At 61.7% G+C, this 22,044-nt stretch carries 29 protein-coding genes and 4 tRNA genes; 12 read left to right on the top strand and 21 right to left on the bottom strand.

Annotated features, from left to right (window positions below):
* Window positions 1-128 precede the first annotated feature (128 nt).
* The 11 genes from rplL to tuf all read right to left on the bottom strand — a co-directional run bounded on the left by rplL (window position 129) and on the right by tuf (window position 8,285).
* Window positions 129-506 carry a 50S ribosomal protein L7/L12 gene (gene rplL, locus NKJ15_RS32000; protein ID WP_023680442.1) on the bottom strand — a complete coding sequence of 126 codons (378 nt, stop codon included), beginning with the start codon at window positions 504-506 and terminating at the stop codon, window positions 129-131.
* 54 nt (window positions 507-560) lie between these two features.
* The gene (rplJ, locus tag NKJ15_RS31995; protein WP_008875657.1) at window positions 561-1,079 is read right to left on the bottom strand and encodes a 50S ribosomal protein L10; all 519 of its coding nucleotides are present in this window, start codon (window positions 1,077-1,079) and stop codon (window positions 561-563) included.
* Window positions 1,080-1,470: 391 nt separating this feature from the next.
* Window positions 1,471-2,169, bottom strand: a complete 699-nt coding sequence (gene rplA, locus NKJ15_RS31990; protein ID WP_023680441.1) for a 50S ribosomal protein L1 — start codon at window positions 2,167-2,169, stop codon at window positions 1,471-1,473.
* Between the two features lie 4 nt (window positions 2,170-2,173).
* On the bottom strand, window positions 2,174-2,602 hold the full coding sequence (gene rplK, locus NKJ15_RS31985) for a 50S ribosomal protein L11 (protein ID WP_023680440.1): 429 nt from the start codon (window positions 2,600-2,602) through the stop codon (window positions 2,174-2,176).
* Between the two features lie 160 nt (window positions 2,603-2,762).
* On the bottom strand, window positions 2,763-3,290 hold the full coding sequence (gene nusG / locus NKJ15_RS31980; protein WP_006333333.1) for a transcription termination/antitermination protein NusG: 528 nt from the start codon (window positions 3,288-3,290) through the stop codon (window positions 2,763-2,765).
* Between the two features lie 27 nt (window positions 3,291-3,317).
* Window positions 3,318-3,521, bottom strand: a complete 204-nt coding sequence (gene secE, locus NKJ15_RS31975; RefSeq protein WP_023680439.1) for a preprotein translocase subunit SecE — start codon at window positions 3,519-3,521, stop codon at window positions 3,318-3,320.
* Between the two features lie 364 nt (window positions 3,522-3,885).
* Window positions 3,886-3,961 (bottom strand) — tRNA-Trp (locus tag NKJ15_RS31970).
* Between the two features lie 77 nt (window positions 3,962-4,038).
* Window positions 4,039-4,542: a hypothetical protein gene (locus NKJ15_RS31965; RefSeq protein WP_352819685.1), complete on the bottom strand. Its 504-nt coding sequence runs from the start codon at window positions 4,540-4,542 to the stop codon at window positions 4,039-4,041.
* A gap of 143 nt (window positions 4,543-4,685) precedes the next feature.
* A complete protein-coding gene (locus NKJ15_RS31960; RefSeq protein ID WP_352819683.1) occupies window positions 4,686-5,168 on the bottom strand; it encodes a group II truncated hemoglobin in 483 nt (160 codons plus the stop codon).
* Between the two features lie 96 nt (window positions 5,169-5,264).
* The gene (locus NKJ15_RS31955; protein ID WP_352819681.1) at window positions 5,265-6,950 is read right to left on the bottom strand and encodes a COG3904 family protein; all 1,686 of its coding nucleotides are present in this window, start codon (window positions 6,948-6,950) and stop codon (window positions 5,265-5,267) included.
* Window positions 6,951-7,109: 159 nt separating this feature from the next.
* A complete protein-coding gene (tuf, locus tag NKJ15_RS31950) occupies window positions 7,110-8,285 on the bottom strand; it encodes an elongation factor Tu (RefSeq protein ID WP_352614181.1) in 1,176 nt (391 codons plus the stop codon).
* A gap of 271 nt (window positions 8,286-8,556) precedes the next feature.
* Between tuf and NKJ15_RS31945 the strand changes: the two genes are divergently transcribed.
* The 3 genes from NKJ15_RS31945 to NKJ15_RS31935 all read left to right on the top strand — a co-directional run bounded on the left by NKJ15_RS31945 (window position 8,557) and on the right by NKJ15_RS31935 (window position 10,671).
* The gene (locus NKJ15_RS31945; protein WP_352509811.1) at window positions 8,557-9,444 is read left to right on the top strand and encodes a DMT family transporter; all 888 of its coding nucleotides are present in this window, start codon (window positions 8,557-8,559) and stop codon (window positions 9,442-9,444) included.
* Window positions 9,445-9,477: 33 nt separating this feature from the next.
* Entirely contained in the window at window positions 9,478-9,927 is a 450-nt protein-coding gene (locus tag NKJ15_RS31940; RefSeq protein ID WP_352819679.1) for a GFA family protein, read from the top strand.
* Window positions 9,928-10,032: 105 nt separating this feature from the next.
* The gene (locus tag NKJ15_RS31935) at window positions 10,033-10,671 is read left to right on the top strand and encodes a peptidoglycan recognition protein family protein (RefSeq protein ID WP_352819677.1); all 639 of its coding nucleotides are present in this window, start codon (window positions 10,033-10,035) and stop codon (window positions 10,669-10,671) included.
* Between the two features lie 66 nt (window positions 10,672-10,737).
* On the opposite strand, the gene NKJ15_RS31930 is transcribed toward NKJ15_RS31935, so the two are convergent.
* The gene (locus NKJ15_RS31930; RefSeq protein ID WP_023717513.1) at window positions 10,738-10,995 is read right to left on the bottom strand and encodes a GlsB/YeaQ/YmgE family stress response membrane protein; all 258 of its coding nucleotides are present in this window, start codon (window positions 10,993-10,995) and stop codon (window positions 10,738-10,740) included.
* 159 nt (window positions 10,996-11,154) lie between these two features.
* Here NKJ15_RS31930 and NKJ15_RS31925 point away from each other — a divergent pair, with 159 nt between their 5' ends.
* Window positions 11,155-11,622 carry a YidB family protein gene (locus NKJ15_RS31925; protein ID WP_023680430.1) on the top strand — a complete coding sequence of 156 codons (468 nt, stop codon included), beginning with the start codon at window positions 11,155-11,157 and terminating at the stop codon, window positions 11,620-11,622.
* A 166-nt stretch (window positions 11,623-11,788) separates the two neighbouring features.
* Here the strand turns inward: NKJ15_RS31925 and NKJ15_RS31920 are convergent.
* Together NKJ15_RS31920 and NKJ15_RS31915 are read right to left on the bottom strand one after the other, a co-directional pair.
* Window positions 11,789-11,862: transfer RNA gene (locus NKJ15_RS31920), tRNA-Gly, on the bottom strand.
* 67 nt (window positions 11,863-11,929) lie between these two features.
* Window positions 11,930-12,014: transfer RNA gene (locus tag NKJ15_RS31915), tRNA-Tyr, on the bottom strand.
* A gap of 202 nt (window positions 12,015-12,216) precedes the next feature.
* On the opposite strand from NKJ15_RS31915, the gene NKJ15_RS31910 reads away from it, so the two are divergent.
* Together NKJ15_RS31910 and NKJ15_RS31905 are read left to right on the top strand one after the other, a co-directional pair.
* The gene (locus NKJ15_RS31910; RefSeq protein ID WP_352819675.1) at window positions 12,217-13,071 is read left to right on the top strand and encodes a TrmH family RNA methyltransferase; all 855 of its coding nucleotides are present in this window, start codon (window positions 12,217-12,219) and stop codon (window positions 13,069-13,071) included.
* Window positions 13,072-13,084: 13 nt separating this feature from the next.
* Window positions 13,085-13,501 (top strand): DUF6508 domain-containing protein, encoded by a 417-nt coding sequence (locus tag NKJ15_RS31905; RefSeq protein ID WP_352819674.1) that lies wholly within the window; start codon window positions 13,085-13,087, stop codon window positions 13,499-13,501.
* On the opposite strand, the gene NKJ15_RS31900 is transcribed toward NKJ15_RS31905, so the two are convergent.
* From NKJ15_RS31900 to gcl, 3 genes are all read right to left on the bottom strand, one after another.
* Window positions 13,498-14,382, bottom strand: a complete 885-nt coding sequence (locus NKJ15_RS31900) for a 2-hydroxy-3-oxopropionate reductase (protein WP_352819673.1) — start codon at window positions 14,380-14,382, stop codon at window positions 13,498-13,500. The two genes, NKJ15_RS31905 and NKJ15_RS31900, sit on opposite strands and share 4 nt — an antisense overlap.
* A gap of 76 nt (window positions 14,383-14,458) precedes the next feature.
* Window positions 14,459-15,256 (bottom strand): hydroxypyruvate isomerase, encoded by a 798-nt coding sequence (hyi, locus tag NKJ15_RS31895; RefSeq protein WP_352819671.1) that lies wholly within the window; start codon window positions 15,254-15,256, stop codon window positions 14,459-14,461.
* Window positions 15,257-15,279: 23 nt separating this feature from the next.
* Window positions 15,280-17,061, bottom strand: a complete 1,782-nt coding sequence (gene gcl / locus NKJ15_RS31890; RefSeq protein WP_352819669.1) for a glyoxylate carboligase — start codon at window positions 17,059-17,061, stop codon at window positions 15,280-15,282.
* Between the two features lie 203 nt (window positions 17,062-17,264).
* Here gcl and bhcR point away from each other — a divergent pair, with 203 nt between their 5' ends.
* Entirely contained in the window at window positions 17,265-18,122 is an 858-nt protein-coding gene (bhcR, locus tag NKJ15_RS31885) for an HTH-type transcriptional regulator BhcR (RefSeq protein ID WP_352819667.1), read from the top strand.
* Between the two features lie 40 nt (window positions 18,123-18,162).
* Here the strand turns inward: bhcR and NKJ15_RS31880 are convergent, their stop codons facing one another.
* From NKJ15_RS31880 to NKJ15_RS31870, 3 genes are all read right to left on the bottom strand, one after another.
* Window positions 18,163-18,519 carry a hypothetical protein gene (locus NKJ15_RS31880; protein WP_352685048.1) on the bottom strand — a complete coding sequence of 119 codons (357 nt, stop codon included), beginning with the start codon at window positions 18,517-18,519 and terminating at the stop codon, window positions 18,163-18,165.
* A gap of 423 nt (window positions 18,520-18,942) precedes the next feature.
* On the bottom strand, window positions 18,943-19,242 hold the full coding sequence (locus NKJ15_RS31875) for a BA14K family protein (RefSeq protein WP_352766692.1): 300 nt from the start codon (window positions 19,240-19,242) through the stop codon (window positions 18,943-18,945).
* 176 nt (window positions 19,243-19,418) lie between these two features.
* Window positions 19,419-19,586, bottom strand: a complete 168-nt coding sequence (locus NKJ15_RS31870; RefSeq protein WP_292661863.1) for a hypothetical protein — start codon at window positions 19,584-19,586, stop codon at window positions 19,419-19,421.
* 158 nt (window positions 19,587-19,744) lie between these two features.
* Here NKJ15_RS31870 and NKJ15_RS31865 point away from each other — a divergent pair.
* The 5 genes from NKJ15_RS31865 to NKJ15_RS31845 all read left to right on the top strand — a co-directional run bounded on the left by NKJ15_RS31865 (window position 19,745) and on the right by NKJ15_RS31845 (window position 21,710).
* Window positions 19,745-19,820, top strand: a tRNA-Thr gene (locus tag NKJ15_RS31865).
* Window positions 19,821-19,973: 153 nt separating this feature from the next.
* The gene (locus tag NKJ15_RS31860; protein WP_156937488.1) at window positions 19,974-20,213 is read left to right on the top strand and encodes a hypothetical protein; all 240 of its coding nucleotides are present in this window, start codon (window positions 19,974-19,976) and stop codon (window positions 20,211-20,213) included.
* A gap of 275 nt (window positions 20,214-20,488) precedes the next feature.
* Window positions 20,489-20,686 carry a hypothetical protein gene (locus tag NKJ15_RS31855; protein WP_084641813.1) on the top strand — a complete coding sequence of 66 codons (198 nt, stop codon included), beginning with the start codon at window positions 20,489-20,491 and terminating at the stop codon, window positions 20,684-20,686.
* Between the two features lie 135 nt (window positions 20,687-20,821).
* Complete coding sequence (locus tag NKJ15_RS31850; protein WP_352819665.1) at window positions 20,822-21,460, top strand: cupin domain-containing protein; 639 nt, start codon at window positions 20,822-20,824, stop codon at window positions 21,458-21,460.
* A gap of 49 nt (window positions 21,461-21,509) precedes the next feature.
* Window positions 21,510-21,710, top strand: a complete 201-nt coding sequence (locus NKJ15_RS31845; protein ID WP_023679908.1) for a DUF2905 domain-containing protein — start codon at window positions 21,510-21,512, stop codon at window positions 21,708-21,710.
* A 55-nt stretch (window positions 21,711-21,765) separates the two neighbouring features.
* Here the strand turns inward: NKJ15_RS31845 and NKJ15_RS31840 are convergent, their stop codons facing one another.
* A complete protein-coding gene (locus NKJ15_RS31840) occupies window positions 21,766-21,927 on the bottom strand; it encodes a hypothetical protein (RefSeq protein WP_352819663.1) in 162 nt (53 codons plus the stop codon).
* Between the last annotated feature and the right edge of the window lie 117 nt (window positions 21,928-22,044).

Raw genomic sequence — 22,044 nt, 5'->3', positions numbered from 1 at the left:
ACCCGGTTTCTTGAAGCCCGGTTGGCGGCCCTCTGTAAATTGTTTTGCGCACTCTGCGCTTAACCCAGCCCCCATTCCCGGCTAATGGAGTGGCGGCCGGCGCGACGCGGCCCGCCGGTACTCAACGCTTACTTCAGTTCGACCTTGGCGCCGGCTGCTTCCAGCTGGGCCTTGAACTTGTCCGCGTCGGCCTTGGAAACGGCTTCCTTGACCGGCTTCGGAGCCGCCTCGACCAGGTCCTTGGCTTCCTTGAGGCCAAGACCGGTGATGGCGCGAACTTCCTTGATGACGTTGATCTTCTGAGCGCCTGCCTCGGTGAGGACGACGTCGAATTCCGTCTTTTCCTCGACCGGAGCAGCAGCGGCCGCAGCGCCGCCGGCAGCGGCAACCGCCACCGGAGCAGCGGCGGAAACGCCCCACTTTTCTTCAAGAAGCTTCGACAGCTCGGCCGCTTCGAGGACGGTCAGCTTCGAAAGGTCGTCTACGATCTTTGCCAGATCAGCCATTGCAATGTTCCTTCATAAGGTTCGAACGTGTGTTTGTGATAGCGAGGAACGGCCTCATGCCGCCTCGTCCTTCCGGGCGTAAGCGCCGATGACGCGCGCGACCGAAGCCGCAGGCGCATTGACGATCTGGGCGATCCGGGTTGCCGGCGTGGCGATCATGCCAACCAGCCTGGCGCGCAGCTCATCGAGCGACGGAAGTGTGGCGAGTGCCTTTACACCGTCGGCATTGAGCGAGGTGGTGCCCATTGCGCCGCCGAGAATGACGAGCTTGTCATTTCCCTTGGCGAAATCGGACGCGACCTTCGGCGCCGCAATCGGATCCTCCGAATAGGCGATCAGCGTCTGTCCCTTGAACAGCTCGATGATCGATGCGGAGTCCGTGCCCTGAAGAGCGATCTTGGCGAGACGGTTCTTCGCGACTTTGACGGTGCCACCGGCGGCGCGCATTTTCGACCGAAGGTCGTTCATTTGCGCGACGGTGATACCGGCGTAGTGGGCCACGACGACTGAACCAGCGCTTGAGAACGCATCATTCAGGCCCGTGACGAGTTCGCGTTTTTCCGCTCTGTCCACTGCCTATCTCCAGTTGACCCCTGCCCTCTATGAAGGACAGGCGTCGGTTGCCTTTTGCCGGCCGGGCCATCCAGTAACGGATCTCCCGAACGACGCTCGAGGATCCTGCCCCCTTTCGCCACACCTGCCGGCAAGCCGGACGGTGCGCAGACAAAAGGCAAACACGGTTCGAACCTTTCATTGGAGCCTGTGGCTCCTTTGTCCGGTCTTCACCCGTCTCATGCAGGCCCACATGAATTAAGGCCCACATCACCTAAGGCTTGGGGGCCGCCTGCAATCTCGGACAGGATGTCCGGAAGCCTTTCGACTTCCGGTACCGGGCCGCCGACAGGTCGGAGGCCCGGAATTCTTTCACGGATCAGCGTTTTAGCGGCCGATCCAATTGTTCGTATCAGGACGCTGCGAGCGTCGAGACGTCGAGCTTGAGGCCCGGGCCCATCGTCGAGGTGACCGACACCTTCTTGACGTAGTTGCCCTTGGCACCAGCCGGCTTTGCCCTGGTCACCGCATCAGCGAAGGCGCGGACGTTTTCTTCCAGCGCCTTGACGTCGAACGAGACCTTGCCGACGCCGGCGTGAACGATGCCGGCCTTCTCGACGCGGAACTCGACGGCGCCGCCCTTCGATGCCTTGACGGCGGCGGTAACGTCGGTAGTGACGGTGCCGACCTTCGGGTTCGGCATCATGCCGCGCGGACCGAGCACCTTGCCGAGACGGCCGACCAGCGGCATCATGTCCGGCGTGGCGATGCAGCGGTCGAAGTCGATCGTGCCCTTCTGGACGATGTCGACCAGATCCTCGGCTCCGACGATGTCGGCGCCGGCGGCCTTGGCCTCCTCAGCCTTGTCGCCACGCGCGAAGACGGCGACGCGAACGCTGCGGCCGGTGCCGTTCGGCAGGTTGACCACGCCGCGGACCATCTGGTCGGCATGGCGCGGGTCGACGCCGAGGTTCATCGCGACTTCGATCGTCTCGTCGAACTTCACCGAGGAGCGATCCTTGAGCAGCTTCAGCGCCTCACCCAAAGCGTAAGCCTTGTTGGGATCGATGCCTTCGCGGGTCTTCGATACACGCTTTGCAATCTTTGCCATGATCTCAGCCCACCACTTCCAGACCCATCGAGCGGGCGGAGCCCTCGACCATGCGCATGGCCGCCTCGACGTCGTTTGCGTTCAGATCCTTCATCTTCTGCTCGGCGATGGCGCGCACCTTGTCGCGGCCGATCGTGCCGGCCTTGACCTTGCCCGGCTCCTTCGAGCCCGACTTCAGGTTCGCAGCCTTCTTCAGGAAATAGCTCACCGGTGGCGTCTTCATGACGAAGGTGAACGACTTGTCCTGGTAGTAGGTGATGACGACCGGAACCGGCGAGCCCTTTTCCATTTCCTGGGTCTGCGCGTTGAACGCCTTGCAGAACTCCATGATGTTGATGCCACGCTGACCAAGCGCCGGGCCGATCGGGGGCGACGGCGTGGCCGATCCCGCGGAAACCTGGAGCTTGAGCTGGCCTGCAATTTTCTTAGCCATCTCTCTTCCTGCCTTTTCTCATGCCGGTCTTGCCGGCGGTTGCAGTCTGGTGGTGCGGTCCGCGCGGCCGGCTAAAGCCGCATTCGCCTCCCACCCGTTTTTGGCCGCGCGATCTCCGCGCCGCCTTCCCTGCCGCCGAAACCGGTGCAGGGATTTCGGATCAGCCCTTCTCGACCTGTCCGAATTCCAGATCGACCGGCACGGCGCGCCCGAAGATCGAAACTTCCACCTTGAGCCGCGCCCGCTCCTCGTCCACTTCCTGGACGAAACCGTTGAACGACGCGAATGGTCCATCTGAAACGCGGATCGCTTCGCCGATCTCGAACGTCACCGACGGCTTCGGCCGCTCGACGCCTTCCTGAACCTGGTTCAGGATACGCTGGGCTTCGGCTTCGGTGATCGGCACCGGCTTGGAGTCGCCCAGGAAACCGGTGACCTTCGGCGTGTTCTTGACGAGCGAGAACACGGCGTCGGTCAGATTGGCTTTCAGCAGCACATAGCCCGGAAAGAACTTGCGCTCGGCATCGACCTTGCGGCCGCGGCGGATCTCGACGACCTTCTCGGTCGGCACCACGATCTGCTCGATGTCGGCGGACAGGCCCTTCTGCTTGGCCTTGTTCTCGATGTCCTCGGCGACCTTCTTTTCAAAGTTCGAGTAGGCGTGGACGATGTACCACCGCGCGGTCATTTCAAGACTTCTCCGTAATCGCCGGACTTACTGTCCGAGGCCGAGGATTTTTTCGACCGCAAAGCCCATGGCCACGTCTGCGGTAAAGAAAAAGATCATCGCGATGACCGCGAACACAAGGACCATCACCGTCGAGATCATCGTTTCGCGCCGCGACGGCCAAGTGACCTTGGCGGTCTCCGCGCGAACCTGCTGGAGAAAGGTGAAGGGATTTGTGGTTTTCGAAGCCATATGCCGCTCTGTCTGCAAGACCCGTTGGCCGGGCCTCCTGGATGATCCCGCTGGCCGGGACGTGCCGCTTGAGCGTGCGTTCGCGCCGAATCAGCGCAATCATTTCGCCCATGCAAATCAGACGCGTAAAGCCGGCTTCCCAGCTCCACGCGTCGCGTGTCTGTCTCGTCTACATAAAACCGATTCTTGATCCACGCAAGTGGCAAGTGTCCGCTTTATGGCCAAACGCCGCCTCGGAACCATCCAGTCGTCCCGTCCCGGCTATGCGGCCCTTATGCCGCAACTTATGCTATATGGCAAGTCACAAGCCGATTTTCAAAGGCCGCACTGCAAAAGAATCGTTTTTAGGTATCCATTCAAAGAATGGCACGGGCAGCAGGGCTCGAACCTACGACCTGCGGTTTTGGAGACCGCCGCTCTACCAACTGAGCTATGCCCGTATGCGCATGTCGGCGCAGCAGGCGCTTCCTAAAAGCTTCCGCGCGCTCTGTAAAGAGCGACGTGCGCTACCCGGCCTTCATCTTCGAAAGTCCAGGCGTCCTCCCGGCCATTTCCCGTCGATCCGTTGATTGCTGACGATTAGGCCGACCCAGGGACGTACGATTTTCGGGTCGGTCAGATTGATGTATTTTCCCACCAGCCCTTTCGCACCCTGGCGCCGCGCATCGATGACCCCCTTGCGCACGCCATCATGCCAATCGAACAGCAGGTAAACCCTCTCCCCCGCCGCCTTCACCTCGCCCCGGCCGGACTTCCATTTATCCTTGCTATCGCCCGGGATCGTGGGATCGGCACCGCCGTTCCATCGGCTGGACCAGCTGCCTTCGATGGTGTCGTTGCGGTCGCGGTCACTTTCGGTGCCCCATGCCTCGGCATTTTCATCGCTTGGAGTTCCCTCCAGTTTCACGCCGGCGGCGAACGCCAACACCTCCTCGTCGTCGGGAGTGGGGACGTCCATGACGCCAAACGGATTTCGGGATCCGCGGTCGCTGTCAGAATTTGCTTTGCTGTCCGATCCCATCGCAGGCCTCCGGTTTTTCAGCGCGGCCCCCGCCAGCCACGGCGGCCTCAAACCGTTCCAGCCTGGCGGATCGAACCATTCACTGCCACCCATTTCCCGCAAATCGGGTCCTGGCGGCAGGCTTTCGACCGATTCGCGCGCGGTCAGGTTCCCGAAGGCGGCTTGTAGGGGCCGCCCGGCACCCCCCAACCCCAGGCCGGCATTGGTTCGCTCTCGGGGTCGCAGGTCGGGCCCTTGTTGGAGTTCATCTTGGCCAGCCGCGATCCCCATTCGACATAGGCCATGAAGGCCGAGCGGAATTCGGGATCGTCAGGCAGGCCGACCTCGTCGGCGGCGTCGGCGAGAAGGTTGATCCAGCGCCGGCGCTGCTCCTCGGTCAGATGCTTGCCGAGATGGTGCATCACCATCTCGCGATGGCCGCCGTGCTTTTCGCTGTAGGTTTTCGGTCCACCAAAAACTTCGCCGATGAAAGCCGCGACGTGAGCGGGATGATCCGGCGACATATGTTTGAACACCGGCCCGACGATGGGGTCCCGAGAGACGTTGTCGTAGAAGGTTTGGGTCAGGCGGTTCAGCGCTTCGGTGCCGCCTGCCCATTCAAACAATGTCGGGACATCCTGGCTCATTCGCGATCCCTCCCATGCTGGTCTTCAACTGCGCTGGACGATAGCGGAAACATCGAGCGCCGCTCAACCTGCCTCGATGGCCAGTGCAAGGTTGCGCTAAAGCTTCGCCGGCGTCTCTGCCTCGGCGCTGGCGGACGGCAGAACGCGGCAGTTGTCGGGCTTCGGCGACGACTTGCAGATGGTGGCGCCCGTCAGCGCGTCCACTGACTGCGGCCCCGTCGTTAGTCCAACCTTCAGCATTAGGTCGGGTTCGAGCTGGCGCTCGACCGAGCGCTGCTCGAGCGCGGCGAACAGACCGGGACCAATCGCCATGTCCTCGAGATAGGTCTTAATTATCTGCTGCTGTCCCATCAGGTACATGCCGAGCCGCGCTTGCGGACCGACAAACCGTCTGACGCCGCCGGCAAGCATGAGCGCGCAGGCCGAATCGCATGCCGCTCCCGAATCGACGGTCAGGCCGGCATAGGCGCCCTCTTTAGCCAAGCAACTCCACTCTCCCGGGTCGCAGCCAACGAAATCGGTGCGGGCGACGGCGATGTCGAGCTTCTTTTCGTGGATAAGTCGCCCCACCGCCAGAGCACTGAACAGGTCGCCTCCTTGTGAGCTGACCACCACCGGCAGCCGTCGGTTGCCAAGCATGGCGAGCAACTGGCGCAGCTTCTGCGGGGTCTGAGGCGCAATCGTGCCTTCGGCCGAGATCCATTCCGGGCAGTTTGGATTGCAAAGCGGGTTGCTGCCGCGGACCAGGAAGAAGCGCATGTCTGCGACCTCCTTCGGCCGCGGGGTTTCGAGCCCTGCGGGTGCAGGCTCGGCTTTCGCCACCACTTCGCCGGCCGGCTTCGTGATGTTCGCCGGCGCCGGCACCTCCCTGCAACTCGCCGGCAACGGATCGGACGTGCATAGGGTTGGCGCGGTCAGCAGGTCGACGGCATCCCGGCTGGTGACGAGATTCATTTGCAGCATGTCGTAGGGAGCCAATTGCTGGATACCGCTGGCCGGTGTGCTTTTCATGGTCTCGAGCACACCCAGGCCGACGCCCATCTCCTTCAGATAGGCCGCCAGCTTCCGCTCCAGCGGCTTGTTCATCTCATAGGTCTTGTAGCTGCCGGCGTTCTTCCGGCTGACGACCTTGGTGCTGAGAATCTTCTTCTTGCCCTTCACCATGCGGTAGGTGGTGCGGTACAGCAATTTCGTCCGGATATAGGTCGTGGTGATCTGATGGACGCCGAGAAAGGCCCATTCGCCTACCACGCGCCGGATGCCGCCGGAAAACATCAACGGACAGGCGGAATTGCAGATGGCGCCATCGGCATAAGCATTGCCAAAATAACGGGCGCTCTTGCCGTCGTTTTCCTTGCAGTTCTTCACATCTGGCAGACAGCCGACGAAGCGGGTTTTGCCGACGGCGATATCGAGCTTGTTCTTGCGGATCAGGCGACCAAGTGTCAGCGCCGCTTCGACATTGCCGCCGGGGGAATCGACGACGATCGGCAGCTTTCGGCCGCCAAGCGCTTTCAGCGCGCGTTTGAACAGGGCCGGCGTGCCGGCTTCTATCGAGCCTTCCGCCGATATCCATTCCGGACAGGTCGGCTCGCAGCCCGGCGCGCTGCTGCGCACGACGACGAACCGCATCGTCGGGCCGAAATCCGGCGCGGATTTTTCCGGCGTGGATTTCTTTGCATCCGCTGCGAAGGCAGCGTGGCCCATGGCAAGCAACGACACCAGGCAGATCAGCCCTAGCGACCACCATGCCTGACTATGCAAACGGCGCCATGGAACCATTTGGGCAGCCCCCCTCGATGCAACCTATACTAGTTATGGCAGAGGCGCTTGCAACAGGATTTGAAGCAATGCGGTTAATCCATTGCCAGAATATCAGAATCAAAAGGGCGGCCCGAAGACCGCCCCTTTGCATCCGATCTCAACCGGCAGCACCGGCGATTACTCTGTGATGGTGACGACGATGCCGGCACCGACGGTGCGGCCGCCTTCACGGATGGCGAAGCGCAGCTTCTCTTCCATGGCGATCGGCACGATCAGCTCGACATCGACGGTGATGTTGTCGCCCGGCATCACCATCTCGGTGCCTTCCGGCAGCGACACGATGCCGGTCACGTCCGTCGTGCGGAAATAGAACTGCGGACGGTAGTTGGTGAAGAACGGCGTGTGGCGGCCGCCCTCGTCCTTGGTCAGGATGTAGGCTTCGGCAACGAACTTCTTGTGCGGCTTGACGGTGCCGGGCTTGGCCAGGACTTGGCCGCGCTCGACGCCCTCGCGGTCGACACCGCGCAGCAGCGCGCCGATGTTGTCGCCGGCCTGGCCCTGGTCGAGCAGCTTGCGGAACATCTCGACGCCCGTGCAGGTCGTCTTGGTGGTCGGACGGATGCCGACGATCTCCAGCTCCTCGCCGACCTTGACGACGCCGCGCTCGACGCGGCCGGTCACCACCGTGCCACGGCCCGAGATCGAGAACACGTCCTCGATCGGCATCAGGAACGGCTTGTCGAGCGGACGAACCGGCGTCGGGATGTAGGCATCGACCGCAGCCATCAGTTCGCGGATGGCGTCCTCGCCGATCTTCTTGTCGCTGTCTTCAAGGGCGGCAAGCGCCGAACCCTTGACGATCGGAATGTCGTCGCCGGGGAACTCGTTCTTGGTCAAAAGCTCACGCACCTCGAGCTCGACCAGCTCGAGCAGCTCGGCGTCGTCGACCTGGTCGACCTTGTTCAAGAACACCACGATCGAGGGCACGCCGACCTGGCGGGCGAGCAGGATGTGCTCGCGGGTCTGCGGCATCGGGCCGTCGGCGGCCGACACCACCAGGATCGCGCCGTCCATCTGCGCGGCACCGGTGATCATGTTCTTGACATAGTCGGCGTGGCCGGGGCAGTCGACATGGGCATAGTGGCGGTTGGCGGTCTCGTATTCGACGTGCGCCGTCGAAATGGTGATGCCGCGCGCCTTCTCTTCGGGCGCCGCATCGATCTGGTCGTAGCGCTTGTATTCGCCAAAATACTTGGTGATCGCCGCCGTCAGCGACGTCTTGCCATGGTCGACGTGACCAATCGTGCCAATGTTCACATGAGGCTTAGTGCGCTCGAATTTACCTTTTGCCATAGTCTCTTTCCTTGGACGGCCTGGGGACGGCCTGGACCTTCAGTTCAGTCGAATGCGGGGCGATTAGCGACTAAGGCCGAAAAACACAAGTGCCTTGTCGCCGAGCGCGCTCGCCCGCCCGAACGCGTGATCCGGTTTCGGAGAATGTGGCGCGGATATAGGAACGAACAAGGGCAATTGGAATGGTTGTGGCGGCGGCTGACGGCTTTGACGGATTTACAGCCGGATCTGGCCCATTGCCGCCCTGGCGCCGGTCTGATTTCGTGGGCCGATGCATTTCATCCCGACTGCCATACGAGGCCCGCTGTTCATGGTCGTTTCGACCGGGTCCTACATCGTCAACGACACGATGATGAAGCTCGCAACCGCGGGACTGCCGCCCTATGAGGTGCTGTTCCTGCGCGGCGCTGCGGCAACATTGTGGGGCATTCCGCTGCTGTTCATGCTGGGCTATGGCAAGCAGATCCGGCTGATCCTCGACGCCAAGGTTTTGCGCAGGAACATGCTCGAACTGGGTGCGATCCTTTGCTACGTGGTGGCGCTCGCCAACATGCAGATCGCCGATTCGACCGCGCTCGGGCAGATCACGCCCTTGCTGATGCTGGTCGGCTCCTCGATGCTGTTTGGCGAACGGATCGGTGGGCTGCGCCTGGCGCTGATCGGGCTCGGCTTTATCGGCGCAGTGATGGTGGCACAACCGACAATGCAGGGGATTTCGGTCTATGCCCTGCTGGCGCTAGGCAATGCCGCCCTGTCCGCGGCGCGCGATCTGGCCGGACGCAAGGTCGCCGCCGACGTGCCGGGAATGGTTGTAGCTATTTCCGCGGTGATTGTCGTGCTCGCGGGCGCCGGCGTTGCGCATCTGGTTTCCGAGCAGTGGGTGGTGCCTGAAATCCGTCACCTGCTGCTGATGGGCGGCGCCGGACTGTTCCTGATCTTCGGCCACTTCTTCATCTTCATGGCCTATCGCGTCGGGCCGACCAGCGTGGTGGCGCCGTTCTACTATTGCTTTACCGTCTGGGCGGTGATTTCAGGCGTAGTGGTATTCCGGCAACTCCCGAATGCGCTGGCCATCTGCGGCATCCTGCTGGTGGTCGCCAGCGGGTTGACCATCGTCTCGCTCGACGAGCGCAAGCGCCGGTTGACCGTCGTCGCTTGAAACTGAAATCGGCCTGCACAATAGGAGGAGCGCGTGGCAAGCCCGGATGACAACCAGAATTCACGCAACCGCAGGCTTATCGGAAAGTGTCTGTGCGGCGCCGTTCAGTACGCGGTGGCGGACGCGTTCGTCTACGCCGCGAACTGCCACTGCTCGAACTGCCGGCGCACCACCGGCTCGGCGTTCAAGCCATTCGCCGGCATCGAGCGCGACAGGCTGAGCCTGACCAAGGGCGAGGACAATCTCACGATCTTCGGCGATGAAACCGGCCATGACGCGCACTGCAAGACCTGCGGCTCGTTGCTCTATTCGGTGGTCCGCGACGGTGCCTTCGTGCATGTCGCCATGGGAACCCTCGTCGACGAGCCGACCATCCGGCCGATGCAGCACATCTTCGTCGGCTCGAAGGCGAAGTGGTTCACGATCACCGACGATCTGCCGCAATACAGAGAACACGCGGTCGCCGGAGATGCCGGCGAATAGCTGACCGTTAGAAAACGCTCAACCAAATTATCGTTTCGTTTTCGCGTGGGCCGCCAAGGAAACTATACTGTGCTCCGTCACTGAACTTATGTCGCGGGGATTTCGGTGGCATTGCCGCCCGACTGGTTGCCCAATGTTGCGATGAAGCGCGTCATTTGCCACTGGACGGCCGGCTCGCATTCGGCCGGCGATACCGACAGGGATGCGTATCACATACTGGTCGAGGGGAATGGCCGCCTGGTCAGGGGCCGGCCTTCGATCGCGCTCAATTCGGGCCGGGTAAAACCGGGATATGCCGCGCACACGCTCAACTGCAACGGCGGCTCGATCGGGGTTTCGCTCTGCTGCATGGCCGGGGCGGAGGAAAGGCCGTTCGATGCCGGCGGCTATCCGATGACCAGGGCGCAGTGGGACGCGATGACCGCGGTTGTCGCCGAACTCTGCAAATACTACCGCATCAAGGTCACGCCCAAAACGGTGCTGTCGCATGCCGAAGTCGAGAGCAATCTCGGCATCGAGCAGCGTGGAAAATGGGATTTCACCCGGCTGCCCTTCAATCCGACGATCAGCGGCGCAAGCGCCTGTGGCGAGCGGCTGCGCGGCGACGTGACGGTGGCAATGGGCGCGATGCCAAATCTGCCGGTGAGGATTGGGCGCGATGCCGCATGGCAGCGACTGCTCGAGGAATTATGGCCGATCATGGTGAGAGGGCTGGAAGCCGGCCTCAACACGCTGATCCGCTAAATCCTCAAAAGGATCAGATAGGGGGTCGGCATTCACCCGAATGCCGACGCAACTGCCGGACGGCTTCTACAGTGCCCTCTTGCCGCTGAACTGATGATAGGCCCACAGGACAACCACGGCACCGACCACGGCGACGATCAGGCTATAGATGTTGAGCCCGGTAACGCCCGACGCGCCAAAGGCGCTGAAGATGAGCCCGCCGACGATGGCGCCGACAATCCCGAGCACGATGTCGAGCACCAGGCCTTGCCCGCTTTTATTGACGATCTTGCTGCCTATGAAGCCGGCGATGACGCCGAGAATAATCCAGCTTAATATTGACATTTTTCCTCTCCGTTCCCCGCACCCGATTACTTCCACATTATTAAGCAAAGCTCAAGCCAACTTGAAAATCATGATTACGGAAAGCTCAAACCGGCTTGAAATTCGCCATGGATGCGTCATTGTTGGAGACGGACGGGCAATTTGACATGGAGATCCACGATGGGACTGTTTGACAATGCCGTTCCCGGCGGCAACGTCGCCAAGCCGCTGATGATCGCGCTCGGCGCACTTTTGGTGGGAAAAATGCTGAGCGGTGGAAGTTCCGCCCAGCCGGAGGCGGCGCAGAGCCCTGCCCCCGTCCCGCCCGATACAACCGCATCCGCCGATGGCGGACTGCTCGGCGGTCTGGGCGGACTGCTCGACAAACTGAAGGACGCCGGCCACGGCAACGTTGCCAATTCGTGGGTCGGCACCGGTCAGAACCAGCCGATCAACCCCAGCGATCTGGGCAGTGCCCTCGGCCCGCAGATCATTCAGGAGATCGCGCAAAGGACGGGTCTGAACCAACAGGACCTGCTCAAGCAACTGTCGGCGGCCTTGCCAGGGCTTGTCGACCAGCTGACGCCGAACGGGCAAGTGCCGCAGCAGAACCAACTCGCGTCCATATTCAGCAAATTCGCGAGCTGACGCCTGTCGCCCCACACCGCCTGCGGTTCGGGACAACGATAACACAGATTAAGATGCGCGTCCGTCTGGACGCGCAACGAATACTTTGAACTATCGGCAAAGCGCTTCGCTTGGGGCTGCCTGCTTCGGCATCGTGCGCGAGGTGCGCCGCGGCTTGGGGGAAATCTGGAGCGGGTAGCGGGAATCGAACCCGCATATTCAGCTTGGAAGGCTGCTGCTCTACCACTGAGCTATACCCGCGCCTTTCAGTCAAGCATCGGATCCGCTCCGACGCTCGCTCTGCGTTTCAGGGCTTCCGGGCCGGCAGTGGTGGAGAGGGTTGGATTTGAACCAACGTAGGCATAGCCAACGGATTTACAGTCCGTCCCCTTTAACCACTCGGGCACCTCTCCAGTCTGCCGCCGGAGCCATGCAACGAGGCATCGACGCGTCGCGGCTGCCAAAGCAGCCCTTCCGCGAAGCGCCTTATGGCGGCAGCGCCCAAAACTGTCAACCGCAACCGTCCGGCAAAAAGCGCTGAATCTCACGCCTCGCCCGACAAGCAGCTTATGCAGCTGTATCCATGGCCGGACGACACGGCTATAGAAGCCGGCCATGAGCAACGACAACAAATCCAAGACCCCTAAAGACACCCACTACGCCAAGCTGCGCCGCGCGCATCGCGACGAGAAGAGCGGCGGCGCGCCGGCGTTCAGGCCGCGCCAGCCGGTGCCGCCCGGCGAGAACCCGGCGGATGGGCTGGTGCGGCTCTACGGGCTGCACACGGTGCGGGCCGCACTCGACAATCCGCGCCGCAAAATCAGGAAGATGCTGGTGACGCGCAACGCTGCCGAGCGGCTGGCAATCGCCGACCTTGGCGCTTTGCCCTTCAAGGCGGAGTTGGTCGAACCCAGGGACATCGACAAGATCACCGGCTCGGATGCCGTGCACCAGGGCGTGCTGATCGAGGCCGAGCCGCTGAAACCGAAACGCCTCGATGCGCTCGGCGACACCAGGCTGGTGCTGGTGCTCGACCAGATCACCGATCCGCACAATGTCGGTGCGATCCTGCGCTCGGCGGTGGCTTTCGGCGCCGGTGCATTGATCACCACGGCGCGCCACAGCCCGCAGGAATCCGGCGTGCTGGCGAAGTCGGCCTCCGGTGCGCTGGAGCACATCGACCAGATCGAGGTGAAGAACCTCGCCGATGCGCTGGAGCAGCTGCGCGAGGCCGGATTCCAGACGATAGGGCTGGATTCGGACGGGCCGGCGGAACTTGAAACCAGCTTTGCCGGAGAAAAGATCGCGTTGGTACTTGGCGCCGAGGGCAAAGGCCTGCGCCAGAAAACGCGCGAAACGGTGACGACGCTCGCCCGCCTCGACATGCCGGGCGCCATCCGCTCGCTCAACGTGTCGAATGCCGCCGCGGTGGCGCTTTATGCGGCGGGGAAATTTCTTTCAGCGGATTGATCGAGCGATCGGTATGTACAAGGCGTTCTCAAACCAGGGAGAATGGCTCGCGCTTCTCGCGAGTACGATCGGCACATTGAGAACACTCACTCCGCCGGAGTTTTATGACGAGGCGAACGACCGCTACCACGCCGTGATGGATGACATGTTCGAGCTTGTCCACGGCCTTGAGAATCCAGCCGATTTTGGAAAATTTCTCGACGTCAACGCCGGCCGGGAGAGTTGGTTGCCGGAGAACGCCGAAGCCCTGACCTCCATGGACGTCACAGAGATCCATTATCGCGTCGCCAGCAACTTGACCGATGAAAGATGGGTTGACGGAGCTCTTAGCGAAGCGTTCGAGAACGGGACGCTTGTCCCAGCCCTCGAGCGGATAGCTGCCAATATCGGTGAGTTCAAATTGCCTGGCAGCAGCCAGCAAACTCTCTAACCAATCTCGAAGTTGGCCATCCGCTCCAGCGCCCGAACCAGCGCCGAATGATCTTCCTTAGCGCCGCCGTTGGCCGCGCACGAGTTGAACAATTGCTGCGTCGTTGAAGTGTTGGGCAGGGCGACGCCGAGCGCTTTCGCGCCTTCAAGGGCGAGATTCAGGTCCTTCTGGTGGAGTTCGATGCGGAAGCCGGGCGCGAAAGTGCGCTTGATCATGCGCTCGCCATGCACTTCCAGGATGCGCGAGTTTGCGAGCCCGCCCAGCAGCGCCTGCCTGACCTTGGCCGGGTTGGCGCCGGCTTTCGATGCAAAAACAAGCGCTTCGGCGACGGCCTCGATGGTCAGCGCAACGACGATCTGGTTGGCAACCTTGGTGATCTGGCCGACGCCGTTGGGTCCGACCAGAGTGATGTTCTTGCCTATCTTCTCGAAGATAGGCCTGGCGCGTTCGTAGGCATTTTTTTCGCCGCCGACCATGATGGTCAGCGATGCCGCTTTGGCCCCGACCTCGCCGCCCGACACCGGCGCATCGAGATAGTCGCAGCCGACATCGTTGATCTTTTTTGCGAATTCCTTGGTCTCGATCGGCGAGATCGAGCTCATGTCGATGACCAGCTTGCCTTTAGTGAGGCCTGACGCGACGCCATTCTCAGCGAACAGCACGTCGGCGACCTGCGGCGTATCCGGAACCATGGTGATGACGATGTCGGCGGCACGCGCGACGGCATCATGGCCGGTGACGGGCTTCAGGCCCTTGGCGACGAGGTCGGACGGCGGTTTCGAGCGGTGGTCGCTAGCGACGACCTGATAACCGGCGTCTAGCAGATGCCCCGCCATCGGCGCGCCCATGATGCCGAGACCGATGAAGCCGATGGTGTCCATGTCTTTCTCCGTCTCTTGTTAAGGGGGCGCGCATGTTAAGGGGGCGCGCAGGAACGCGACGTGCGACACGTTGCGTCTATGCTGCCGCACTCCCCTGCCCGGCCAGGTCCCTGAACCACCCAAGCCCGGCTTCCGTTCCGCCCTTCGGCTTGTACTCCGCCCCGACCCAGCCGGAATAGCCGATGCGGTCGATGTGGTTGTACAGGAAGGGAAAATTGATCTCGCCCGTCCCCGGCTCATGACGGCCGGGATTATCCGCAAGCTGGATATGCGCGATGCGGTGGAGGTTTGCCTCGATGGTACGGGCGAGATCCCCCTCCATGATCTGCATGTGATAGATATCGTATTGCAGGAACAGGTTCTTCGAGCCGACGCGGTCGATCAGCGCCAGGGCCTGGTCCGAGTAATTCAGGAAGAAGCCCGGAATGTCGCGGGTGTTGATCGGCTCGATCAGCAGCCTGATGCCGGCCTGCTCCAGCTTTTCCGCCGCGAAAGCCAGATTTTCGGCGAAGACGTCTTCCAGCACGGAGCGATCGACGCCTTGCGGCGTGATGCCGGCGAGGCAATTGACCTGCTCGCAGCCCAATGCGTGCGCATAGGTGACGACCTTGGCAATGCCTTGCCGGAACTCCGGGATGCGGTCGGGCAGGATCGCGATGCCGCGCTCGCCCTTGGCCCAGTCGCCGGCAGGCAGGTTGAACAGGACCTGCGTCAGCCCGTTCTTCTTCAACCTGGCTGCGACGACATCCGGCGCATGGTCATAGGGGCCGATATACTCGACGCCCTTGAAGCCGGCGCGGGCGGCGGCATCGAAGCGGTCGAGGAAGTCATGCTCGCCAAAGAGCATCGAAAGATTGGCTGAGAACCGTGGCATGGCAGTAGTTCCTCATATGCGGCTTAATCGAGCATGACGATCGCCGTGGGGGCATCTTCATGGCGTTCGGCAAGCTCCTCGAATTCGGTGATCTTGTCGATTTCGGTACCCATCGAAACGTTGGTGACGCGCTCGAGGATGAATTCGAGCACCACCGGAACCTGGTGCTCGTTCATCAGGCGCTTTGCTTCTTCGAAGGCACCGGCGAATTCCTCCGGCCGGCGCACCCGGACCGCCTTGCAGCCCATCGCCTCGGCAACGGCGACGTGGTCGACGCCGTAGCCGGCCTCAGGCTCGTCTTTCCGGTTGACGTTCTCGAAGGCCAGGCTGACTTCGAAATCCATCGAAAAGCCGCGCTGCGCCTGGCGGATCAGCCCGAGATAGGCGTTGTTCACGACGACATGGATGTAGGGCAATTTGTGCTGTGCGCCGGCCGCCAGTTCCTCGATCATGAACTGGAAATCATAATCGCCGGACAATGCCACAATTGTGCGGTCCGGATCGGCGGCGCGAACACCGAGGGCTGCCGGCAATGTCCAGCCGAGCGGGCCGGCCTGGCCGCAATTGATCCAGTTGCGTGGCTTGTAGACGTGCAGGAATTGCGCCCCGGCGATCTGGGACAGGCCGATCGTGGTGACATAGGTGGTGTCGCGGCCGAACGCCTTGTTCATCTCCTCGTAGACGCGCTGCGGCTTCAGCGGCACCTGGTCGAAATGCGTCTTGCGCTTCATTGTCTTCTTGCGCTGCCGGCATTCGCCGACCCAGCCCGACCAGTCGCGCAATTTTCCGGCCGTCCTCCACTCGGTGGCGACGTCGAGCAGCATCTTAAGCGCCGCACCAGCATCTGAGACGACGCCAAGGTCCGGTGCGAAGACCCGGCCGATCTGCGTCGGCTCGATATCGACGTGAATGAATTTCTTGCCCTTGGTGTAGACGTCGACCGAACCGGTGTGGCGGTTGGCCCAGCGGTTGCCGATGCCGAAGACAAAGTCGGCTTCGAGCATCGTCGCGTTGCCATAGCGGTGCGAGGTCTGCAGCCCGCACATGCCGGCCATCAGGCGGTGGTCGTCGGGGATCGCGCCCCAGCCCATCAGCGTCGGAATGACAGGCACGCCGGCGACCTCGGCGAACTCGATCAGCAGATCGGACGCGTCGGCGTTGATGATGCCGCCGCCGGCGACGATGACAGGCTTTTCCGCCGCGTTCAGCATCTTCAACGCCTTCTCGGCCTGGGCGCGCGACATTGCCGGCTTGAACGGCACCAGCGGCTCGTAGGCATCGATGTCGAACTCGATCTCGGTCAGTTGCACATCGACAGGCAAATCGATCAGCACCGGCCCCGGCCGCGACGAGCGCATCAGATGGAACGCTTTCTGCAGCGCCATCGGCACCAGATAGGGTTCCATGACGGTGACCGCCCATTTGGCGACGGGTGCGGCGATCGCCGCAATGTCGACGGCCTGAAAATCCTCCTTGTTGAGACGCGCGCGCGGCGCCTGCCCGGTGATGCAGAGGATGGGAATTGAATCGGCAGCGGCCGAATAGAGGCCGGTGATCATGTCGGTGCCGGCCGGACCCGAAGTGCCGACGCACAGACCGATATTGCCCGATCTGGCGCGGGTAAACCCTTCGGCCATATGCGAAGCCGCCTCGACGTGCCGCGCAAGGATGTGGCGGATACTGCCCCTCGCCTTCAGCGCCGAGTAGAGCGGGTTGATCGCAGCACCCGGCACGCCGAAGGCACAGGAGATGCCTTCCTTTTCGAGAACGAGAACCGCTGCGTCGACTGCGCGCATCCTGGCCATGTCAGCCTCCACGGAATTGTTGATAGCCGATGATGCCAGCGCCCCAATGATTTTTCAATTTTTTCAGAATATTTTTCCATTTCTAGAAAACAACTCTTGTTGGTTGCATTGATTGGCCTTTTTGTTTTCCACGAATTCGCTTCGCAAATCGGTGAAAAACTTTTTCATTGCCTTGCTGGGCGAACAGAGCGAAGAATGGCCCGATGGAAACCACCGAAAAACGCCAGCGCGGCCGGCCGCGCGCCGTCAACGGACCGTCCGAGGCCGCTTCGGTGCAGTCGCTGGACCGGGCACTGCGCATCCTGGCAATCGTTGCCGATGGCAGCGGCCTGTCGCTGAGCGAGATCGCCGCCAGTTCCGGTCTGCCGGCATCCACCGCCTACCGCATGCTGACGACGCTGGAGAACCACGGCATGGTCGAGTTCGACGGTACCGACCAGCTGTGGTCGATCGGCGTCGAGACCTATCGCATGGGCGCGGCGTTCCTGCGCCGCCGCAAGCTGGTCGACCGCGCCCGTATCGTCATGCAGGAATTGATGGAGAAGACCGGCGAGACCGCCAATCTCGGCGTCGCCGAGGACGATTGCGTCGTCTTTGTCAGCCAGGTCGAGACGCATCAGGCGATCCGCGCCTTTTTCCGGCCGGGCACGCGCAGCTCCTTCCATGCCTCGGGCATCGGCAAGGCAGTGCTGGCGCATCTCGAGCCGGAACGCGTCGCCACCATCCTGCGCCGGGCCGGGCTGGAGCGCTTCACCGAAAACACGCTGTCCGATATCCCGGCGCTCGCCCGCGACCTGGTGACGATCAAGCTGCGCGGCTGGTCGGTAGACGACGAGGAGCGGCATCCGGGCATGCGCTGCGTTGCCGCCGCCATCTTCAATGAGTTCGGCGAGCCGATCGGCGGCGTTTCGGTTTCCGGGCCGACGGTGCGGGTAACGCCGGAACGGCTGGCCGAGATCGGCCCGCTTGTGCACGATGCGGCGGCGAAGGTGACAAGGATGATCGGCGGGCTGCCGACCCCTCCCGGTCTTCGCAGCGAACCGAGCGCATGGCTGCGCTGACCAGCGTCGAATGGTGCGACATCTGCCAGGATGGCCAAAGCTAGGCCCCGGGCACCGCGCTCTTGGTCGATAGGTCGTAGAAATCAAGCAGCATCGCCAGCCCAACTCCGCAGGCGGTGAAGATTAGGCCGGCAATGAAGATACGATTGGCGCGTTCATAAACGCGCCGTTGTAGAGACGTTAAGTCGAGCAGCAACCGCAGCGCTCGTATCTGCAGGGCAATGCCGATCAAAATCGGCGCGACGGCGGCCAGGTGATAGATTTCCCATGGTATCGGGTTGGCGGCCCAATGCGTGATGAAGCCCAGCGAGAACGCCAGCAGGATGCCGACGGTGGTGATCGTGCCGTTGCGGAAAATTGTCTCGATCGGCTCTTCGTTCGGATCTTGCTCGCCCAAGCGCCCTCTCCCTGTTTCGCTATCGGTGCAGACTAGGCTGTTGGGAAATCGCTGTATACTGCCGGGTTCCTGGTGAAATCAGAGACAAATGATAGCTAAATTGCTTGGAGACTGAAGCTGGCGCTGCCCCTCATTGGCCTACCGGGCATTTCTCCCCGCATAGTGACGGGGAGAAAGAAGCTGACCGCGACCTTGGCGCCCTCTTGCAGCGCTGGAGACTGGCGAAATCATCGCCGAGAGCGTCCCTTCTCCCTGTCACTATACGGGGAGAAGATGCCGGCAGGCAGATGAGGGGCAGCGCCGACACTGATAGTCAGTCGATTTCGACAGGAAGCCTATCGCCGAACAACAGAAAAAGGGCCAGTGGGGCGCCCTTCCGGTTGCATGAAACGGTCACGTCCTCCCAAGCTGGCATCGTGGCCCTCAAAGCCAGCAGCGATGGCGATAGCCGTCGTAGCCGACATAGGTGTCCGAGTACGGGTCGTAGCTCTGGTAGCGATTGAGGCAGCGCCGGACGTGCCACGAGCCGCCGTCTTCCTCGATATAGACGGTGCGCGGCTGGGCCAGCGCGCTGCCGAGCAGGAAGCCGCCGACACCTGCGGCAATGCCGATGCCGAGGTGCTTGTGCTTGTGATGGGCGGCCGACGGCTGAACGGTGCCGACCAGCATGGCGGCGGCGACAGTGGTGGCGACGAGGCCGGAAATGATGGTGCGCTTGAACATGACGATCTCCTTGTTGTGGGAGGCGATCCAACCGCCTCTTGACCATCAGTCGTCGCGACAAGGAAAAAGGTTCGAAGGTCCTTTTGGATTTTTTCTCGGCGGGCGAAATCGCGCGGTCTGATGCGCGACCACGAATGGTCGCGCCGTCGACAGTTCACCGGAACAACCGGCAGGCCTCACCCCATCCCGGTGATGTGGCGAAGCCAGAAGGCGAGCGCGATGAAGCCTATGATGGTGGTGACGCCGGTCCAGTCGATATTGGCGCGCTTCAGATCCTTGACGAGCTTCACCAGGAGAACCCAGGCCACGACGACGAGCGGGAGAATGATGACAAACCTGATCATGCGACAGCCTCGCTGATGCGATTGCACCTTCCATCAATATAGGAAGCGAATTGGCCGTTTTCAGGACGCCCCGGCGGCAGAACCGGCGCGTTCGCCGGGAACCGAAAAACGGAGTTTTGTCTTTACTGGCGCATCAAATATGGTAACCGAAGCGCCGTGCCCTTGTAGCTCAGCTGGTAGAGCAGCGGTTTTGTAAACCGAAGGTCGGCGGTTCGATCCCGTCCGGGGGCACCAGTACGGGCTTCTTGAGACCTCCGGGGCGCTTGATATCTGCTCATCCCCGATATCCACAGGCCGGGGCCGTCAGGATCGGTAGCACATCAGCTTCAACGCATATATTCCCTGGCGGAAACCATAGTTCCCTAGCGGAAAACCTAGGAGTCTTCGTTGGAGCAGAAACGCACGACCGCCCCCTTCATCAACGGCATATTTGGCGGATTTATCGTCTTCGCCTTCGCGTTCGGTTTCCGTTTCCTGCTAAGTCCCGATCCCGATCCAACATCAAGAGCAACGACAAGCCTTTCAGTACTGGCCTTTGCCATTTGTTTCGGCGCAGCCTTCCTCCGCGAGCACCGGCGCCAGATTGCCGCCGCCAGAGAATATATAAGCCGCCCAAGATCGTATTAGGGGCGTACGTGTCGGGACCGTCCTCGTCGGGTCACCAGAAACTTCCGTGAAATTGCTGGCAAAATCTGTCGCCAGACAACGAGTTAGCATCTCATATCTAGAGACGCTGAGCCCGGGCGTGACTTCGCCGTTGCAGAGCCGTCATTTCGGCCCTCTCTCCCGGCCTCGGCCATCTCGTACCATTCGATTAAATTGCTCCTATGTATATTAGCACTCGCTCAATTAAGCGCGCCGACAATGTCGGTGCGGCGGGCCAAAAACCAAAGGGTGTTGTCATGCGAAGTGATTTCGCCGCGGCGCGCGAGCTTTTGGAGTGCGCACAAAACCGCCTCTGCGGCGCGGATGAAACGAGCCGACGCGTCAACGAGGCCCTCGACGCGCTGATTGAAGAAATAGCCATCGCGGAATTCCGCAAGGCGCCACTGACGGTCGTGCCGTTTCCGCGAGCGCGGCCGCCTAAGCATGTTCGGTAGAGCGCTGATCGCCCGCGTTGACGAAGAGCCGGAAACTGGTGTTTCCGCAATCGCCCGTTGGAGCGTCGTTGAACGACCAAGCCGTTGACGATAGAGTTGCCGGGCAGTGGTGCTCTGAAACTCCGGAACCGATCCATGTCACGCTGTGGAGATGTCTACGAGAACAAGGTGACCGGCGAATATGCGGTCATCCTGCGTGGCACCGAAGACCGCGGCCAGGGACCTGGCATCGCTCATCTGACCGCCCGGCCGGGAGCCGCAGTGGTGGGCGAGCACTTCCACCCGAACCTGACGGAACGGTTTACCGTCCTCCGTGGCCGTCTCGACGCTTGCATCGCCGGGAAGACTTTGTCCCTGGAGCCTGGCCAATCCGCCACGGTCGAAGCAGGCGTCGCACATGATTGGTGGAACAGCAGCAAAACCGAAGAAGCGCATGTCCTGGTCGAAGTCGACCGGGCGCCAGGTGCGGACAATGTCGACCCGAACCGTTTCGAGCTGCTGATCGGCATGCTCTTCGGCTTGGCCAATGCCGGCAAGGTAGACAGAAAAGGTAGACCTTCGCCGCTTCAGGCAGCAGTCATCGCCAGGGAATTTGCCGACGTGATCGTCTTCACGCACCCGCCACCTGCGATTCAGCGAGTGGCGCTGGGGATCCTGGCGCCACTCGGCCATCTGCTTGGCTATCACGCGATCGACCCCGTCTACTGCAAGCCGCACGGGCATGTCATGCCGGCTCCTGAAATCCTCGCTCGAGCAGGCCTAACGGCTGGGTGATCCGGGTCCATACTAGGCGTTCGGCATTTTTTGTCGGCAGGATGCTGCCATGTCGCGAACTCTGATCGTGGTTGGTCTCAGCATAGTTGCCATAGGCCTGCTGTGGCCTTGGTTGGCTCGGACCGGCCTTGGCAGGCTGCCCGGCGATATCGTGATCGAGCGTGAGAACTTCAGGCTTTATGTCCCTATCACCACGGGGATACTGGTCAGCATCGTGCTCTCGGCCATTCTATGGCTGATCAACCGGTAGGCGATGCTCCGGCTGCGGCGATTTGTGTTGCAGGCCCAACTCGCCCTTGATCTTCTTACACTCCGATCGCCGCCACCAATATCCTGTTTTGCCGGCGTATTGCAGCGCGCAGCTCGGCAATCCTCGCCTCCTCGCGCTTCACGAATTCGATGAACATCATGTTCATGTTGTTGAAGATGAGTTCGCCGAGCGCCGGCCCGTCGATGTCGCGGCGCATCAGGCCGAGCGCCTGGTACGCATCCGGTGAAGACCGCAGACGTGCGCATCCGGCAGCCAGGAGAACCTGAGCACCGGAGTGCTGGGGTCAAGCTTTCTTTGGGGAGACGCGATGATA

The organism is Mesorhizobium sp. M0207 (genome assembly GCF_040321995.1).
GTDB lineage: Bacteria > Pseudomonadota > Alphaproteobacteria > Rhizobiales > Rhizobiaceae > Mesorhizobium.
The sequence above is the reverse complement of the archived record's forward strand: the minus strand, read 5'-3'. Positions and strand labels throughout refer to the sequence as shown.